The 17,177-nt window shown below is 46.8% G+C and carries 17 protein-coding genes and 1 other annotated feature; all 17 genes read left to right on the forward strand.

Annotated features, from left to right (window positions below; all coding sequences use genetic code 11):
* The first annotated feature begins 30 nt into the window (after window positions 1–30).
* The 17 genes from EV212_RS10320 (at window position 31) to EV212_RS10405 (ending at window position 17,044) form a co-directional block, all read left to right on the forward strand.
* Window positions 31–1,668, forward strand: coding sequence for an ABC transporter substrate-binding protein (locus tag EV212_RS10320; protein WP_132092811.1), 1,638 nt, complete (start codon window positions 31–33; stop codon window positions 1,666–1,668).
* 162 nt (window positions 1,669–1,830) lie between these two features.
* Window positions 1,831–2,850: an ABC transporter permease gene (locus EV212_RS10325; RefSeq protein WP_132092814.1), complete on the forward strand. Its 1,020-nt coding sequence runs from the start codon at window positions 1,831–1,833 to the stop codon at window positions 2,848–2,850.
* Window positions 2,850–3,686, forward strand: coding sequence for an ABC transporter permease (locus EV212_RS10330; protein ID WP_132092816.1), 837 nt, complete (start codon window positions 2,850–2,852; stop codon window positions 3,684–3,686). Before EV212_RS10325 ends, EV212_RS10330 begins: the two co-directional genes overlap by 1 nt.
* Window positions 3,687–3,710: 24 nt before the next feature.
* The gene (locus EV212_RS10335) at window positions 3,711–4,787 is read left to right on the forward strand and encodes a M24 family metallopeptidase (protein WP_132092819.1); all 1,077 of its coding nucleotides are present in this window, start codon (window positions 3,711–3,713) and stop codon (window positions 4,785–4,787) included.
* 12 nt (window positions 4,788–4,799) lie between these two features.
* A complete protein-coding gene (locus EV212_RS10340; protein ID WP_132092822.1) occupies window positions 4,800–5,372 on the forward strand; it encodes a peptidylprolyl isomerase in 573 nt (190 codons plus the stop codon).
* A 151-nt stretch (window positions 5,373–5,523) separates the two neighbouring features.
* A complete protein-coding gene (locus EV212_RS10345) occupies window positions 5,524–5,898 on the forward strand; it encodes a ParB N-terminal domain-containing protein (protein ID WP_132092825.1) in 375 nt (124 codons plus the stop codon).
* Between the two features lie 64 nt (window positions 5,899–5,962).
* Window positions 5,963–6,228: a binding site (T-box leader), on the forward strand.
* Window positions 6,229–6,276: 48 nt separating this feature from the next.
* Window positions 6,277–7,737, forward strand: a complete 1,461-nt coding sequence (gene trpE, locus EV212_RS10355) for an anthranilate synthase component I (protein ID WP_132092831.1) — start codon at window positions 6,277–6,279, stop codon at window positions 7,735–7,737.
* Window positions 7,737–8,303 (forward strand): anthranilate synthase component II, encoded by a 567-nt coding sequence (locus EV212_RS10360; RefSeq protein ID WP_132092834.1) that lies wholly within the window; start codon window positions 7,737–7,739, stop codon window positions 8,301–8,303. Before trpE ends, EV212_RS10360 begins: the two co-directional genes overlap by 1 nt.
* A 26-nt stretch (window positions 8,304–8,329) precedes the next feature.
* Window positions 8,330–9,346, forward strand: a complete 1,017-nt coding sequence (trpD, locus tag EV212_RS10365) for an anthranilate phosphoribosyltransferase (protein WP_132092838.1) — start codon at window positions 8,330–8,332, stop codon at window positions 9,344–9,346.
* Window positions 9,343–10,170: an indole-3-glycerol phosphate synthase TrpC gene (gene trpC / locus EV212_RS10370; RefSeq protein ID WP_132092841.1), complete on the forward strand. Its 828-nt coding sequence runs from the start codon at window positions 9,343–9,345 to the stop codon at window positions 10,168–10,170. The genes trpD and trpC overlap by 4 nt, the downstream gene beginning before the upstream one ends.
* A complete protein-coding gene (locus EV212_RS10375) occupies window positions 10,167–10,811 on the forward strand; it encodes a phosphoribosylanthranilate isomerase (RefSeq protein ID WP_132092844.1) in 645 nt (214 codons plus the stop codon). The genes trpC and EV212_RS10375 overlap by 4 nt, the downstream gene beginning before the upstream one ends.
* Complete coding sequence (gene trpB / locus EV212_RS10380) at window positions 10,808–11,989, forward strand: tryptophan synthase subunit beta (RefSeq protein WP_132092847.1); 1,182 nt, start codon at window positions 10,808–10,810, stop codon at window positions 11,987–11,989. Before EV212_RS10375 ends, trpB begins: the two co-directional genes overlap by 4 nt.
* Complete coding sequence (gene trpA, locus EV212_RS10385) at window positions 11,982–12,767, forward strand: tryptophan synthase subunit alpha (protein WP_132092850.1); 786 nt, start codon at window positions 11,982–11,984, stop codon at window positions 12,765–12,767. The genes trpB and trpA overlap by 8 nt, the downstream gene beginning before the upstream one ends.
* A gap of 120 nt (window positions 12,768–12,887) precedes the next feature.
* Window positions 12,888–13,796, forward strand: a complete 909-nt coding sequence (pfkB, locus tag EV212_RS10390) for a 1-phosphofructokinase (RefSeq protein ID WP_132092853.1) — start codon at window positions 12,888–12,890, stop codon at window positions 13,794–13,796.
* A 14-nt stretch (window positions 13,797–13,810) separates the two neighbouring features.
* Entirely contained in the window at window positions 13,811–15,769 is a 1,959-nt protein-coding gene (locus EV212_RS10395; protein WP_132092856.1) for a PTS fructose transporter subunit IIABC, read from the forward strand.
* Window positions 15,770–15,783: 14 nt separating this feature from the next.
* Window positions 15,784–16,041, forward strand: coding sequence for an HPr family phosphocarrier protein (locus EV212_RS10400; protein ID WP_132092859.1), 258 nt, complete (start codon window positions 15,784–15,786; stop codon window positions 16,039–16,041).
* Between the two features lie 133 nt (window positions 16,042–16,174).
* Window positions 16,175–17,044, forward strand: a complete 870-nt coding sequence (locus tag EV212_RS10405) for a DUF6612 family protein (RefSeq protein WP_132092862.1) — start codon at window positions 16,175–16,177, stop codon at window positions 17,042–17,044.
* The last annotated feature ends 133 nt before the right edge of the window (window positions 17,045–17,177 follow it).

The following is a 17,177-nucleotide window of genomic DNA, read 5'->3' on the forward strand; positions in this document are numbered from 1 at the left end:
TGGATTATAAAGGAAAAAGGAGGAACTATTATGAAAAAGAAATTTATGGCCATGACGTTGGGTCTGGTTATGGCGCTCAGTCTTGTTGCCTGCGGCGGCGGAAGTGACAGCGGCAGTTCTACAACAAAAGAGACGGCGGCTGCTGAAAGCGGAGACAGCACAAATACTGGTTCAAATACCGTTGTTGTGGCGATGGGCGCTGGATTTTCCACCCTTGACCCGGGATATACTTATGAAAAGTATCCACCGGTAATCATCAATGCGTGTTATGAAACCTTATTTAAATTCTATGACAATGAAGGTGCAGCAGAACCATGTCTTGTCGATACCTATGAGTTTAGTGGAGATGCTATGACATTGACAGTAACTCTGAAAGATGGCATCACATTTGCAAGCGGTAATCCGATGACATCTGCTGATGTTTTATTCAGCATCAATCGATGCAAGAATCTTCAGGGCAACCCATCGTTCATTTGTGATACGATTGAAAGCATGGAAGCTCCGGATGAAAAAACAGTTGTATTTCATCTGACACAGCCGGACAGTGCTGTCTTGTCAAAGCTGACTTATAGTGCTACGGCGATTCTTGACAGTGAAGTAGTTAAAGCAAACGGCGGAACAGATGCCGAAGATGCGGCTGCTACAGATACAGCTCAGGCATATCTGGATACGACCAGTGCAGGTTCAGGCATGTATGTTATGACCAGCTATACACCGGATGAAGAAGTTGTTCTTGAGAAAAATCCGAATTACTGGGGTGAGGCAACAAATGTCGATAAATACATTATTAAGATCCAGCCGGATTCCAATACTCAGATGATGACCCTTTCTACAGGCGATATCGATGTGGCTATGAACATGACAGATGATACAATGGCAGAACTGGCCGGAGCTGAAAATGTTGAAATAATCAATGGAGCAACGAAGACCGTCGGTTTTGTCATGATGAATATGAATGAGGAGTACGGCGGACCGGTATCGGATCCAAATGTTCAGAAAGCGATTCGTAAAGCAATTGATTATACAGGAATCCAGACCATTATCGGAGAAGGTACACTGACACCATACTCCATTATTCAGTCTGGTTTTATGGGAAGCAAAGGTGAAAGAGATGCAGATTACACCAATCTGGAAGAAGCAAAAGCATTGCTCGCTGAGGCCGGATACCCAGATGGCTTTGATGTTGATCTGACTGTATGTGATCTGGATATGGAAGGCGTTGTTCTGACAGACCTGGCACAGAAAGTAAAGGATGATCTTTCCCAGATTGGCATCAATGTAAATATTGTATCTCAGCCTTGGGCTGCCGGATACGGAGACGATTACCGTGATGGTAAACTTGGATTTACGGTGATGTACTGGGGCGTAGATTATAATGACCCGAATGCTCAGTTAGAGTTCCTTCCGGGCGCCAGTGTTGGTCTGAGAGCCGGATGGACTGCTGAAATGGCTCCTGAACTTGCTGGCTTATATCAGGAAGCAATGAAGGCAACAGATAATGACGCACGTATTGTTGTTCTGGAACAGATTCAGGATATGACTTATGAAGATGGTCCATTTATCATGATCGCACAGGCACCGGCGCATATCGGTTACAACACCAGACTGGAAGGTGTTGCGATTTCTGACCCATATGCTTTGGATCTGACATTGATTCATATTAAATAATCGGTTGTTCTGGTTTTACGGGACCGGCTTTATTGCCGGTCCCGGTGAAAACCGGGAGGATGAGGAAAAACAGGTATTACCGTGAACAGATATCGCAAAAAAAATTTTCGGAGATATTGCTGACGAAAATATCTGTAAATGAAAAAAGAAGAGGGGTATCATATGGAGCGACTAAAATTTATAGGAAAGAGATTAGTGTATTTAGTGATCATGCTGATTGGCGTTGCTACTTTGGTCTTTATTCTCACCAAGATGGTTCCAGGAGACCCGGTGACGGCTAATCTGAGTCAAAGAGCCCTGGGGGACCCGGAGATCGTGGCGGCCTATAAGGCAAAATACGGGCTGGATCAGCCAATTTATGTACAGTATGTAAAGTATATCCAGAACTTGTTAAAGCTTGATCTGGGGACATCCATCCGGACAAATAAACCGGTGCTGGATGAGTTATCCCGGTGCTACCCGGCGACCATTGAACTGGCTTTGTTTGCCATTGTCATTGCTGCAATCCTGGGTATTTTATTCGGTATCATTTCTGCCATCCGGAGGAATAGTGTCATCGATCAGATTGTTCGTGCAATTTCGGTAACCGGGGTCAGTATTCCCAGCTTTTGGTTTGCCCTTCTGGTGCTTTATTTTGTATATTACAAATTGCATCTGCTGCCTGGTCCGGGGCGGCTCAGTAATTCTTTCTCAGCACCGGCCACTGTGACAGGCATGTATGTCATTGACAGTCTTATAGAAGGAAATATTCCAAAGGCGTTGGATGCGATCAGTCATTTGATTTTGCCGGGAACCGTTCTGGCGGCATTTACAATGGGGCTGATCACACGGACGACCAGATCCAATCTTCTGGATGTTATGTCTACGGATTATATCCGGACAGCCAGAGCGAAGGGCCTTGGAAGAACAGGGTTGATCATGCGCCATGCCCTGGGCAATGCGTTGATTCCTGTGCTGACAGTCATCGGTCTTGGACTTGGTAATCTGCTTGGCGGTATGGTTCTGGTTGAAACGATTTTTAACTGGCCGGGAGTGGGGCAGTTTGCCTATGAGTCGGTTTTATCCAATGATTTTCCGGCGATTATCGGTGTGGCTCTTTTGATTGCACTGAATTATATGATCATTAACACAGTCGTGGATATTTTATATGGTGTTATTGATCCGAGAGTGAGGTGCAACTAATGTTACGTTCGCTGAAAAAAATGTTTAAATCAAATTATTTGTTTACATTGGGTGTTATCATCTGTCTGGCATGGATCATTGCTGCTATTCTGGCACCGGTCATCGCTCCTTACGATCCGGTGGTACAGGATCTGACAGCTCGTCTGCAGGCGCCGTCTGCACAGCACTGGTTTGGAACGGACAACTTTGGACGTGATATTTTCAGCCGTGTTATTTACGGTGGAAGATATTCTCTGCTGGCCGGCTGTCTGACCGTTGTCATTGCCGGAGCCATCGGAACTTTCTATGGTGCCGTTGCCGGATACGTAGGCGGACAGGTGGATAATGTGATGATGCGTCTTTCTGAGATGATATTGTCCTTCCCGTCATTGATTCTGGCAATGATCATTAATGCAGTCATGGGCTCCAATCTTTTTAATACCATGTTTGCGCTGGTTATTGTTGCCTGGCCGACGTATGCCCGTTTGATGCGAAGTGTGGTTTTGAGTGTGAAAGAAAATGAATATGTGACGGCATCGGAAGCTCTGGGAGCATCAAAGATACGAATTCTGATGAAAGAGGTTATTCCGAACAGTATCACTTCTGTATTGATCATGGCAACGACGGATATCGGCAATCAGATTCTGATGTTCTCAACGCTGAGCTTTTTGGGACTTGGTTCCGCACCTCCGACACCGGAATGGGGCATGATGGTATCCGACGGTGTGGATTACTTTAATAAATTCTGGGTGGCTGGTTTTCCGGGACTTGCCATTTTCACAATGGCTGTGGGAGCCAACTTTATTGGTGACGGTTTAAGGGATCTGCTTGATCCAAAACTCAGAAAACAGTTTTAGATGAGATAAAAGGAGCATATTCAGATGAAACAAAACAGAGTGGACCGCATTTTTGCGGCTTTAAAAGATATGGGACTGACACAGATGCTGATTGTGGACCCGATGTCCATTTACTATCTGACAGACGTGTTTGTGGCGCCTTTTGAACGTTTTTATGGTCTTTTACTCCGGGGCGACGGAAAACATGCTTTTTTCCTGAATAAGTTGTTTACCGTGCCGGAAGAGGTCGGCGTGGAAAAGGTATGGTATTCCGACACGGATCCGGCGATGGAAATGGTTGCAAAGTATGTGGATAAAGAAGCGCCTCTGGGCGTGGATAAAGAGTTAAAGGCAAGATTTCTACTTCCTTTGATGGAAATGGGGGCAGCGAAAGGTTTTGTCAACGCTTCTCTGGCTGTGGATGAGACAAGAGGTGTAAAGGATAATGAGGAGCAGGAAAAAATGCGGTTATCCTCTCACATTAATGATATGGCCATGGCTGAATTTAAAAAACTGATTCATGAAGGCATTACCGAAAAAGAGGCAGCAGACCAGATGATGCAGATTTATTTAAATCTGGGTGCGGATGGATTTTCTTTTGAACCGTTGGTTGCCTTTGGAGCGAATGCGGCCGATCCCCATCATGCGCCGGATGATACAATGGTAAAACCAGGTGATGCGGTATTATTTGATGTGGGGTGTATTAAAGATGGCTATTGCTCGGATATGACCCGGACATTCTATTTTAAAGAGGTGAGTGAGATACACCGACATATTTATGATACGGTGCGGAGTGCCAATGAGACAGCTATTTCAAAAATTAAACCGGGCGTTTTGCTGTGTGAGCTGGACAAGACGGCGAGAGATCTGATCGATGCCGAAGGCTATGGTCCAAACTTTAATCATCGTCTGGGACATTTCATCGGCCTCAGTGAACATGAGTACGGCGATGTGTCCTCAACAAATCAGAACAGGGCGGTGCCGGGGATGATTTTTTCCATTGAGCCGGGGATATATCTGACCGGAGATACGGGCGTTCGGGTGGAAGACCTGGTGCTTGTGACGGAGGATGGATGTGAGGTCCTCAATCATTATTCCAAAGAACTTGAGATTATTGGCTAAGGAGTGAACGGGATGCATCCGATTGCAACATTACATATGAAGAACGGTAAAAAGATTGTCATTGAGCTTTTACCGGAATCAGCGCCGAATACGGTGAACAGTTTTATTTATGTGGCTTCAAAAGGTTATATGGACCACCATGCCATTGAACGGATTGTTCCGGGAAACTGGGTGGATATCAGTTATACGGCTTTTGGAAGGAAAGAATGCCAATATTTGATTCCAAATGAATTTGAATTAAATCCTCAGATCATTCCTCTGGATTCCCATCCGGGGGTCGTTGCCATGGGAGGTTATGGAGAAGCCGGGCTGGCCAGCTGTGAGTTCTTTTTCCCGCTTCGGGACTGCCCGGAGCATAAGGGTACCTATCCGGTATTTGGCAAAGTTCTGGAAGGTATGGAGGAGATTTATCGGTTGGAAAAGGTGGACACGGTTCCGGTTTCGGATTTTCCGATTGCCGGAGTGGAAGTCAATCGTCCGGTAGAGCCGCAGATCATCGAAAAAGTTGAATTGGAGCTTTTTGGTCAGACCTATCCGGAGCCGGTACGCGTTTCGAATCCGGAACTGCCGCCGTGCTGGAAATAGTATCTGAAGGCCAGATGGGATAAAAATTTATACTTGAAAAATGAAATAAAGGGTGGTAATATAAACCCGTAGATAAAAATAAAGAACCTGATTTCCCGAAAGGCCGGGAACTCAGGTTTTTTGTATTTTGGCGACAGGAGATGTTAGAGCGGTGAGACAGAGATATTATTTTGCGACTGACAACGGTATGCTGATCTGGGATGTGGATTCGATGCTGAAAGCGATTGAGAATAATCCGAAAGATTTTGAACTGCGTCTGGTAGACACAGACGTTCTGTTACGGGAGAATCAGGATGCTGCGGTCAATGAAACCTACGCCATGGAAACAAATCTGGAGAAACCCTGTGTTCTGGCAGAAGTGGGCAAAGACCATTATCTTTTGCTGGACGGTAATCACCGTTTGAGAAAGGCTGTCCGGGAAAAGCTTTCATGCATAATCTGTTATTGTCTCAAGGAGGAACAGCACCAGAAATATATCGAGCACTACCGTCCAAAAGAATATGAAAGAGTTATGGCTGGATATTAAGAGACAAAAAAGATTGACATTTGAAATCGACGGGAGTATACTTTATAACTGTAAACTGATAAAGAAAAAACCGATGAACGAGAGAAGTAGTTGGAGAAAGATATCCCAGAGAGCTGCGGATGGTGGGAATGCAGTATATTGGAATTCAATGAATGGACTCGTGAGGGCAGGCTGAAACAAGGGCAGCGGATACGCAGAAAGGCTGTTGGAGTAGGTGCTGACGGGGACCTTGACCGTTACCAGCAGGGAGCATATGTTAGTATGTTTAAGAGCGGGCGCATTGCGTCAATTTGGGTGGTACCGCAGAGGTTTCAGACTTTTGTCCCTTAGAGAAGAGGGATGAAGGTCTTTTTTTATACAAAGAAAGGAGCTAAAAATATGATACGTCCGGAATGTGAACAGATTTTATCACTGGCGAAGGATTATCCGATCGTACCGGTGTGCAGAGAAATATATGCCGATATGATGACGCCGATATCCATACTGCTTCGGCTGTCCGCCATCAGTCAGAGATATTATTTACTTGAAAGTGTGGAAGGCGGAGAGAAATGGGGACGTTACTCCTTTCTCGGATATGACCCGGTGATGAGGGTGTGCTGTAAAGATGGAAAAGTAAAGATCGAATCGGAAGATGGAACGGAAACAGTGGAAACAATGAAACCGCTGGAAGTTCTTCGGAATATATTAAAGCGGTACAGAGCGCCGAAGCTCCCGAACATGCCGCCCTTCACCGGCGGATTCGTCGGGCATTTTTCTTACGGAATGATCGGCTATGCGGAGCCTACATTGAAATTAAAGAGAGGCGACTTTGAAGATTACGATTTTATGATGTTTGACAAGATCATAGCTTATGATCATTTGAAACAAAAGATTGGTCTGATCGTTCATATGAAAACAGACCGGTCCATGGAAAATTATGGCAGGGCCATGGCAGAACTTCAGAAAATGACAGATTTGATACGGTCCGTCGGTGAATTGCCGGAATATAAAGCAGATAAAAACGTACATTTCACCTGCAATCAGACAAAAGAAGAGTTCTGCGGGATGGTGAATCGGGCAAAACAATATATTTATGACGGTGACAGCTTCCAACTTGTGGTTTCCAGACGATTTGAGAGTGAATACAGGGGCAGTCTGATAAATGCCTATCGGGTGCTTCGGACAACAAATCCGTCTCCCTATATGGTTTATATGAAAATGGATGATAAAGAGATCATGAGTACGTCACCGGAGACGCTGGTGCGTTTGGAAAACGGGCGGCTCATCACCTTTCCTGTCGCCGGTTCCCGGCCAAGAGGCGCTACGCCGGAGGAAGATAAAGCTTTGGAAGCCGAACTGCTGGCTGATGAAAAGGAACTGGCAGAACACAATATGCTGGTGGACTTGGGAAGAAATGATCTGGGACGTATCTGCCGGTTGGGCTCGGTGGAGGTAACGGAATATAAGCAGATTCACAAATATTCCAGAATCATTCATATCTGTTCCCAGGTGGAGGGAGATATCCGGGAAGAATATGACAGTCTGGATGCCATCGAGTCGGTGCTTCCGGCCGGAACTCTTTCCGGAGCTCCGAAAATTCGGGCCTGCGAGATTATTGACGAACTGGAAAAGACGCCGAGGGGGATTTACGGAGGAGCCCTTGGCTATCTGGATTTTACGGGAAATATGGATACCTGTATTGCTATCCGCATGGCTGTGAAGAAAGGACAAAAAGTCTATGTTCAGGCCGGCGCCGGGATAGTGGCCGACAGTGTGCCGGAAAACGAATATGAAGAGACGGCGAATAAAGCTGGCGCTGTTATTCGGGCTATTCAAAATGCAGGGGAGGTGGATGTGTAATGCTTCTTTTAATTGATAATTATGACAGCTTTTCCTATAATCTGGTCCAGATGGCCGGAAGTATCCGGCCGGATATCAAAGTGGTGCGGAATGATGCAATGACAGTGGAAGAGGCATTTGGGATGAAGCCGTCCCACATCATTCTTTCACCGGGGCCGGGTCATCCGAAGGCAGCAGGCATCTGTGAAGAACTTGTCAAAAAAGCTGCCGGCACGATGCCGATTCTCGGGGTATGTCTTGGACATCAGAGCATTTGCGAAGCCTTTGGCGCGGAGATCGCTCACGCCAGGTATTTGATGCACGGGAAGCAGAGCCGGATTCGAATATCAAATGAAAATCCAATATTTAAAGGTCTGGACCGGGAGGAAGCTGTGGCACGATACCATTCCCTGGTGGCGGCGCCGGAGACTATGCCGACTTGTCTGGAAGTGATCGGCGAAGATGCACAGGGAGAAATTATGGCGGTGGCCCATCGGGAATATCCCATCTTTGGACTTCAATTTCACCCGGAATCCATTTTAACGCCCCACGGACGGCAAATAATGGAAAACTTTTTGAGCTTATAGAGGATGAAGGACAGGAGGTTATATTTATGATACAGGAATCAATTCAGGAAATTATGGCAGGACGGGATTTGGATTTTGACAGGGCAAAGGCAGTGATGGATGAGATCATGAGCGGGCAGGCCACTCAGGCTCAGATGGGAGCCTTCCTTGCGGCCCTTCGTATAAAGGGAGAAACTGTGGAAGAAATTACAGCCTGCGCCACATCCATGCGGGGAAAATGCGAAGCCCTGCATACGGGAAGAGAGGTTATGGATATCGTGGGGACCGGCGGTGATGAAGTGGGGACCTTTAACATTTCAACAACGACGGCTTTTGTTGTGGCGGCTGCCGGAGTTCTTGTGGCAAAGCATGGAAACCGAAGTGTTTCCAGTAAAAGCGGTGCGGCGGATGTGCTGGAGGCTCTCGGAGCGAAGTTGACCTTAAATGCAAAACAGTGCGAGAAGGTTTTAAAAGACACCGGAATATGCTTTATGTTTGCCCAGATACATCATTCTTCTATGAAATATGCAGCTCCGGTCCGGAAAGAACTTGGAATTCGTACCGTGTTTAATATTTTGGGACCACTGACCAATCCGGCCAGCGCGACCATGCAGCTTATGGGCGTTTATAACCGGGATATGGTGGAGCCTATGGCTCAGGTGCTTTCAAATCTCGGCGTAAAAAAAGGCTTTGTTGTCTGTGGAAGCGATGGACTGGATGAGGTATCTCTGACTGGACCGACCCATGTGTGCCGGATAAATGACGGACAGTTTGAATCCTTTGATATCGTACCGGAGGATTACGGCTTTGAGACCTGTCAGCTGGCTGAACTGATTGGCGGTTCGCCTGTGGAAAATGCTGAGATCACACGAAATATTCTTTCCGGTGCGGAGAAGGGGGCAAAACGTGATGTGGTCATTCTGAATACAGCCCTCTGTCTGGCGGCGGCTTTAGGAAAAGAAATTTCTGAGGGAATCCGTATGGCGGCAGAGATGATTGACAGCGGAAAGGCTTTAGAGAAGCTGGAAGCATTTATTTGTGCGACAAATGAGGTAGAAGAATGATTTTAGATGATTTGGTAGCGGCCACCCACAGACGGATGGAACGGGACATGAAGCGGGCGCCTTTAGAATATGTTAGGAAACATGCCGAAAGTATACGAGAAACAGAACTGGCCCGGGCGGAAAAAGGGGCGGCGGATACGTTAATGCTCTCCTTCGCTTTTGAAAAAAATTTGAGACAGCCGGAAATGCAATTTATCTGCGAGGTTAAAAAGGCATCGCCGAGTAAGGGCATGATTGCGGAATATTTTCCATATCTGGAGATCGCAAAGGCATACGAAGCGGCCGGCGCGGCGGCTATCTCTGTATTGACAGAAACGGACTATTTTCTCGGGGACGACCAGTATTTGAAACAGATTGCCGAGACGGTCCGAACACCGCTGCTGCGAAAGGATTTTACCGTGGATGCCTATCAGATCTATCAGGCAAAAAATCTCGGAGCCGGAGCTGTGCTGTTGATCTGCGCCATTCTGGATGAACAGACGATCCGCTCCTTTATAGAAATATGCGATCATCTCGGCATGTCGGCTCTGGTCGAAGCCCATGACAGAGAAGAGGTCCGGATGGCCTGCCATGCGGGAGCCCGCATTATCGGCGTGAATAACCGGAATCTAAAAGATTTTACTGTAGATATCCGCAATAGCCTGCGGCTCCGGGAAATGGTATCAAAGGATATTCTATTCGTTGCGGAGAGCGGCATCTCCACTCCGGAGGATGTGAGGGCCCTGCGTGAAGGCGGCGTCAACGGCGTGCTGATCGGAGAATCTTTGATGCGGGCAAAAGACAAAAAAGCCATGCTGGATTACCTGAGGGGGAAACAGTCATGATACGAATTAAAATTTGTGGTCTGCGCCGGAAAGCGGACATACTGGGGGTTAATCACTTGGATATTAATGACGTTGGTTTTGTCTTTGCCGACAGTCCCCGGCAGATTGATGAAAAAATTGCCGCCGGACTGCGGGAAAAGCTGCGGCCGGATATCGATGCAGTTGGAGTTTTTGTCAACGAGGCTCCGGAGAAGATCATAGGACTGGTAAAAAATGGAATTATTCAGAAGATTCAGCTTCACGGTGATGAGGACGATGAATATATCCGAAATTTAAAACGGGAGATGAACTGTCCCATCGTAAAAGCCGTCCGGGTACAAAGTGCAGATACCGTCCTCCGGGCACAGAGGCTTGGGGCGGATTTGCTGCTGCTTGATACCTATGTAAAAAATATGCGGGGCGGAAGCGGCCGGAGCTTTGACTTAAAACATGTGCCGGAGATGGAGACACCCTGGTACATGGCCGGAGGACTGACGCCGGAAAACGTGACGGAGCGATTGAGGATGAGAATACCTTATGGCGTGGATATTTCCAGCGGTGTGGAGACGAATGGATATAAGGACATGAAAAAAATAGAGAAATTTACGGCAATGATCCGGGCTTTTGAAAAAACCCGGAGCGGAAAGGAAGATGAGAGATGAAAGGAAGATATGGCCTTTATGGCGGACAATATATTCCGGAGACATTGATGAATGCCATTATTGAGCTGGAGGAAGCTTATGAATATTATAAAAACGATGAGGAATTTAACCGGGAACTGGACGGATTAATGCGGGAATATGCCGGACGTCCGTCGCTGCTCTATTATGCGGAGAAGATGACAAAGGATTTGGGCGGTGCAAAAATTTATCTGAAACGTGAAGATTTAAATCACACCGGTTCCCATAAGATTAATAATGTACTCGGTCAGGTCCTTCTGGCAAAGAAAATGGGCAAAACCCGTGTCATCGCAGAGACCGGCGCCGGACAGCACGGTGTGGCAACGGCGACGGCGGCCGCCCTCATGGGGATGGAATGTAAAGTGTTTATGGGTAAAGAGGATACGGAGCGGCAGGCGCTGAATGTGTTCCGAATGGAATTGCTCGGCGCGGAGGTGGAAGCAGTCACCAGCGGCACGATGACCTTAAAGGACGCGGTCAATGAGACGATGAAGGAATGGGCCGGCCGGGTAGAGGATACCCATTATGTTCTGGGTTCCGTTATGGGTCCTCATCCATTTCCAATGATGGTACGGGATTTTCAGAAGGTTATTGGCAAAGAGATTAAAGAACAGCTTCAGGCAAAGGAAGGAAAACTTCCGGACGCAGTGATTGCCTGCGTTGGCGGCGGCAGCAACGCCATGGGCGCGTTTTATGAATTTATCCCGGATAAGAGTGTTCGACTGATTGGATGTGAGGCAGCCGGACTTGGCGTGGACACGGATAAAAATGCGGCGACCATTGCCAATGGTACCATAGGTATTTTCCATGGAATGAAGTCTCTCTTCTGCCAGGATAAATATGGACAGATCGCCCCTGTTTATTCGATTTCTGCCGGTTTGGACTATCCGGGCATAGGACCGGAGCATGCCATGCTGGCTGAGGAAGGGCGGGCGGAATATGTGCCGATCACCGATAATGAAGCGGTGGAAGCCTTTGAATATCTTTCACGGACTGAGGGCATCATCCCGGCCATTGAGAGTGCCCATGCGGTGGCCTATGCAAAAAAGCTGGCGCCGACGATGGGAAAAGATAAGATTATTGTTGTCAATATTTCCGGCCGTGGGGATAAAGACGTGGCTGCTATTGCAAGATACAGGGGAGTAAAGATTTATGAGTAGAATACATCAGGCATTTGAGAATAAAAAAGCATTTATTGGATTTGTGACCGGGGGTGATCCGGATCTGGAAACTACAGAGAAATTAGTTATTGCCATGGAAGAGGCCGGGGCGGATCTGATAGAGATCGGCATTCCTTTTTCCGACCCGATCGCGGAGGGCGTTGTCATTCAGGAGGCCAACATCCGGGCCCTGTCTGCCGGATGCACGACGGATAAATTATTTGATTCGGTAAAACGAGCGCGGGAAAAGGTAACGGTGCCGATGGTATTTTTAACATATATGAACCCGATCTATACTTATGGAAAGGAAAAATTCATGCAGCGGTGCGCAGAGTGCGGGATTGATGGCCTGATTATTCCGGACCTGCCCTTTGAGGAAAAAGGCGAACTGATTGGTGTCTGTCAGACCTACGGTATCGATATTATTTCTCTTGTTGCACCGACGTCCCATGAAAGAATCCGCATGATCGCAGAAAAAGCCCAGGGCTTCCTGTATGTGGTTTCCTCGATGGGGGTTACGGGCGTGCGCGGTAAGATTGAAACGGATATTGAGAGCATGGTGAAGCTTGTCCGTGAAAGCTCAGCTATTCCCTGCGCCATTGGTTTTGGAATTGCCACGCCGGAACAGGCGACGACCATGGCATCTATCTCCGACGGAGCTATTGTAGGAAGCGCTATTGTGAAACTGGTGGCCCGATATGGACGGGAAAGTATTGGTCCGGTGGCTGAGTATGTCCGTTCCATGAAATCGGCAGTAAAAGAAGCTGAAATAGAATAAAACGATGGATGTCGTGAATAAATTTTTATAAAAGTATCAAAATAGGTATAGGCAATTGTCTATACCTATTGTATTATAATCCGATAGGTAACAGATGAAGATCGCGGAAGGAGAAAAGCCATGATTTATACAGTAACCTTTAATCCGGCTCTGGATTATATTGTCCGTGTGGAGCAATTCAATGTCGGAGAGGTCAATCGGGCAGCGTATAGTGAGATTATGGCCGGAGGCAAGGGCGTTAATGTATCGCTGGTGTTAAAAAATCTTGGACATGAGAGTACGGCTTTGGGATTTGCCGCCGGATTTACCGGGGAAAAGCTGGTGCGGGATTTAAAAGATAAAGGCTGCCGGACGAATTTTATTTTCCTGGAGCAGGGAATGACCCGGATCAATGTGAAAATTAAAGGGCAGGAAGAAACAGAGATCAACGGTGAAGGTCCGGAGATTACGCCTATGGCTATCCGGGCAATGATGATAAAACTGGAACGGCTCAGAGAGGGAGATATCCTGATTTTATCTGGAAGTATTCCCAAAACATTGCCGGAGGATATATACGAGAAAGTAATCGTGAGACAACAGGGGAAAAATGTCAGAATTGTTGTGGATGCAACTAAAAATTTATTGAAAGAAACATTGGAATATCATCCTTTTTTGATAAAGCCAAATCATCATGAGCTGGGTGAACTTTTCGGGGTGACAATTTCAAATCCGGAGGAAGCGCTCAGCTATGCGGAAAAGTTACAGCAGATGGGTGCGGTCAATGTCCTGGTTTCCATGGCCGGTGAAGGAGCAGTTCTGTTGGACGAATATGGTAATAAACATATGAGTCCCGCACCGGAGGGGCGGCTTGTCAATTCGGTGGGAGCCGGAGATTCAATGGTAGCCGGTTTTATAGCTGGGTATCTGGAAACAAAGGATTATGAACAGGCGTTTCGAATGGGTATTGCTGCCGGCAGCGCCAGCGCATTTTCAGAATTTCTGGCAACACGAGAGGAAACGATGGAAGTATTGGAAAAGACCTTTAAATGACGGGAGGATGCGGCATGAAAATTGTGGACTTGCTGAGAAGAGACAGTATTTGTTTAAATGGAAAAGCTTCGGGGAAAATGGATGTCATCGATTATATGGTATCTTTAATGGAAAAGGGCGGCCATCTGTCCGATGTCAAAGCTTATAAACAGGCGGTACTGAAAAGAGAAGCGGAAGGAACAACGGGAATAGGGGAAGGGGTTGCAATCCCTCATGCAAAAACAGATGCCGTTTTAAGTCCCGGCCTGGCGGCTATGACCTTTTCCGAGGGGGTGGAATTTGATTCTCTGGATGGGCAGCCGGTGCGGCTGGTGTTTATGATTGGAGCGCCGGATACAAAAGATAATGTTCATCTGGAAGTGTTGAGCCGTTTATCTATGCTGCTGATGGACCAGAGGTTTCGTGAACATCTGCTTCATGCCAAGTCACCGGAGGCTTTTTTAAAGGTCATAGATGTGGCGGAGAAAGAGAAATTTGCCAAAGAAGATAAAATCTCCGAAGGAGCGTCCGCAGCAGCACAGGGACAGGCACTGTCAGACCAGAAAATGTCCGGATATCAGATTTTAGCGGTTACGGCCTGCCCGACAGGAATTGCTCACACTTATATGGCTCAGGAGGCTCTGGAACAGCAGGCACGGAAAATGGGATACCGGATTAAAGTTGAGACGAACGGCTCCGGCGGCGTAAAAAATGCGTTGACCCGTGATGAGATCGCGGCGGCGGATTGTATTATTATTGCAGCGGATAAAAACGTTGAGATGGCCCGTTTTGAAGGCAAGCCGGTGATTCAGACCCGGGTTTCGGACGGTATTCATAAGCCGGGAGAATTGATTGAAAGAGCCATGGGCGGTCAAGTGCCGGTATATCACCATCAAAATCAGAATGGCGACCGGGAAGAGGGCCGCGATGGCGTCGGACATGGTATTTATAAACATTTGATGAATGGTGTATCTCACATGCTTCCTTTTGTTATTGGCGGTGGTATATTGATCGCGCTGGCCTTTTTACTGGACGATTATCAGATCGATCCGGCAAATTTCGGAATGAACACACCGGCCGCTGCTTTTTTTAAAACCATTGGCGGTCAGGCATTTGGCTTTATGCTGCCGATTCTGTCCGGCTATATTGCCATGAGCATTGCTGACCGCCCCGGATTGGCTGTCGGTTTTGTCGGCGGCGCTGTGGCGAACGCAGGATATACTTTTGGTAATATGATGCACTACGGAGAGGCAGAGCCGATCAGTTCTGGTTTTCTGGGGGCGCTTTTAGCCGGATTTCTGGCGGGATACATTGTTCTGGGGCTTCAGAAGCTGTGTGCCGGATTGCCGAAAAGCCTGGAAGGCATGAAGCCAATGCTTATTTATCCGGTGGCCGGTATCGGCATTATGGGGTTTGTTATGGTGCTCATTAATCCGATTGTCGGAGCCATTAATACGGGGATGAATCAGGCGCTGGCCTCCATGGGAGGGACCAGCAAAGTCCTTTTGGGTGCGGTCCTCGGCGGCATGATGTCCATTGATATGGGCGGACCCTTCAATAAAGCGGCCTATGTTTTTGGTACAGCCTCCTTAGCCAGTGATGGTTTTGATATTATGGCGGCGGTCATGGCCGGCGGTATGGTGCCGCCAATTGCCGTAGCACTTTGTGCGACAGTTTTCAAAAACCGTTTCACAAAAAAGGATCGGCAGTCGGCCTATGTGAATTATATCATGGGGCTGTCATTTATTTCGGAAGGGGCGATTCCCTATGCCGCGGCAGACCCGCTGAGGGTCATTCCTTCATGCGTTATCGGATCGGCTGTGACAGGCGCTCTGTCGATGATTTTTGGCTGTGGTCTGCGGGCACCTCATGGCGGCATATTTGTTATACCGACAGTAATCCATCCGTTCCAATATATCCTTGCTATCGCAGCAGGATCTGTTGTCGGCGGCCTTTTGATGGGAATCCTAAAGAAACCGGTAAGTGAAAATTAAAGGAGAAGAAGTGTATGAAAGAATTTAAATATGTGATTCAGGATGAACAGGGAATTCATGCCAGACCGGCGGGAATCCTTGTGAAAGCAGCAGGAACATTTAAAAGTGATATATACATTCATAAAGATAAAAAGCAGGGGGATTTAAAAAGGATTTTCGGGGTCATGGGACTCTGTATAAAAAAAGGAGACGAGATCAGGGTCACTGTCGAGGGCGAGGACGAGGCGGAAGCCGCGGAGAAAATAGAAATGCTGTTTAAAGAGAATTTATGATAGACATGAAAGGGGCTATTTATGATCAATAGCCTCTTTTTGTGTGTAAATGACAAAAAAATATGGATATTTACTTTATTTGTATACATAAATATGATAAAATATCTTCATATCATGAAGGAGGAGAAGGAACATGAGAAAAAAGATTGTATGGCTTTTGGTCAGCGTGATGATTTTATCGGCTGTGGTATTTGGAGGCTGTGGTAAAAAAGAGGTTACGGCGGAAAGCCTGGTCAAAGAAGCTAATGAAAATATGGAAAAGGCGAAATCCTATACGGGTGATATGGATATGAAGATGTCGATGAATGTATCATCCCAGGGAGTTGCAATGGATATGGATATGGGGATGCAAGGCACGATTGAGTATACAGCAGAACCGGAAATTGTTCATATGAAGGGGACTATGGATGTGTCCTTGTTAGGCCTGTCGATGGACATGGATATGTATTCTCAGGTCGAAGATGACAAAGCCACTGTTTACATGTGCATGATGAACGAGTGGATGAAGAGTGAAACTGGAATTGATGAAAGCAGTATACAGGATATGTATGCCATCGCCGAAGACGGAAAAGATATGACTCTGGCAGAAGAAACAGAAAAAATCGGTGACAGAGAAGTTTATGTACTTACCTCCACGATCACGGGAGAAGAGTTCCAGGAAATCATGGGTGTCATGGAAAACATGACCGAAGGCGTTGGCGATATGAATTGGTCTAATATGCAGGCGAATGTCACAATGAAGATTTATAAAGATACGATTCTTCCGGCATCGGTGAGCATCGAGATGTCTGACAGCGGAGAAGGTATTGAATCCGAAGGTGTTACGGTTAAATTTAACAACCTTTCTGTTGTTATGAACTATGTGGATTTTGACAGTGTTGACAGTATTGAAATTCCTGAGGAAGCATTGGCGGCCAAGTCGGTTGACAGCGAAAATATCCTTGGCGAAGAAGAATCTATTCTGGAATCTGAAGTTTCTGAAACAGAGACAGAAGCTCAGTAAAATTTCAGGATCGCAGGGGCAACTTAAAGTGGGGGCAGTGGAAGCTGTCCTCATTTTTTTAGTTGTTCACATATTTTTATTTTGCTGATATCATGGTACAATAGGAAGGAAATGTAAAAGAATAGGAAGTGCA

The sequence above is a fragment of the Frisingicoccus caecimuris genome, assembly GCF_004340975.1.
Classification (GTDB): Bacteria; Bacillota; Clostridia; order Lachnospirales; family Lachnospiraceae; genus Frisingicoccus; species Frisingicoccus caecimuris.

What these genes read in the sequence shown, in the direction of transcription:
- pfkB (WP_132092853.1), top strand. Translation starts at nt 12,888, where the DNA reads ATGATTTATACAGTAACCTTTAATCCGGCTCTGGATTATATTGTCCGT.
- EV212_RS10360 (WP_132092834.1), top strand. Translation starts at nt 7,737, where the DNA reads ATGCTTCTTTTAATTGATAATTATGACAGCTTTTCCTATAATCTGGTC.
- EV212_RS10320 (WP_132092811.1), top strand. Translation starts at nt 31, where the DNA reads ATGAAAAAGAAATTTATGGCCATGACGTTGGGTCTGGTTATGGCGCTC.
- EV212_RS10340 (WP_132092822.1), top strand. Translation starts at nt 4,800, where the DNA reads ATGCATCCGATTGCAACATTACATATGAAGAACGGTAAAAAGATTGTC.
- trpE (WP_132092831.1), top strand. Translation starts at nt 6,277, where the DNA reads ATGATACGTCCGGAATGTGAACAGATTTTATCACTGGCGAAGGATTAT.
- EV212_RS10335 (WP_132092819.1), top strand. Translation starts at nt 3,711, where the DNA reads ATGAAACAAAACAGAGTGGACCGCATTTTTGCGGCTTTAAAAGATATG.
- trpC (WP_132092841.1), top strand. Translation starts at nt 9,343, where the DNA reads ATGATTTTAGATGATTTGGTAGCGGCCACCCACAGACGGATGGAACGG.
- EV212_RS10400 (WP_132092859.1), top strand. Translation starts at nt 15,784, where the DNA reads ATGAAAGAATTTAAATATGTGATTCAGGATGAACAGGGAATTCATGCC.
- EV212_RS10395 (WP_132092856.1), top strand. Translation starts at nt 13,811, where the DNA reads ATGAAAATTGTGGACTTGCTGAGAAGAGACAGTATTTGTTTAAATGGA.
- trpD (WP_132092838.1), top strand. Translation starts at nt 8,330, where the DNA reads ATGATACAGGAATCAATTCAGGAAATTATGGCAGGACGGGATTTGGAT.
- trpB (WP_132092847.1), top strand. Translation starts at nt 10,808, where the DNA reads ATGAAAGGAAGATATGGCCTTTATGGCGGACAATATATTCCGGAGACA.
- EV212_RS10330 (WP_132092816.1), top strand. Translation starts at nt 2,850, where the DNA reads ATGTTACGTTCGCTGAAAAAAATGTTTAAATCAAATTATTTGTTTACA.
- EV212_RS10375 (WP_132092844.1), top strand. Translation starts at nt 10,167, where the DNA reads ATGATACGAATTAAAATTTGTGGTCTGCGCCGGAAAGCGGACATACTG.
- trpA (WP_132092850.1), top strand. Translation starts at nt 11,982, where the DNA reads ATGAGTAGAATACATCAGGCATTTGAGAATAAAAAAGCATTTATTGGA.
- EV212_RS10325 (WP_132092814.1), top strand. Translation starts at nt 1,831, where the DNA reads ATGGAGCGACTAAAATTTATAGGAAAGAGATTAGTGTATTTAGTGATC.
- EV212_RS10405 (WP_132092862.1), top strand. Translation starts at nt 16,175, where the DNA reads ATGAGAAAAAAGATTGTATGGCTTTTGGTCAGCGTGATGATTTTATCG.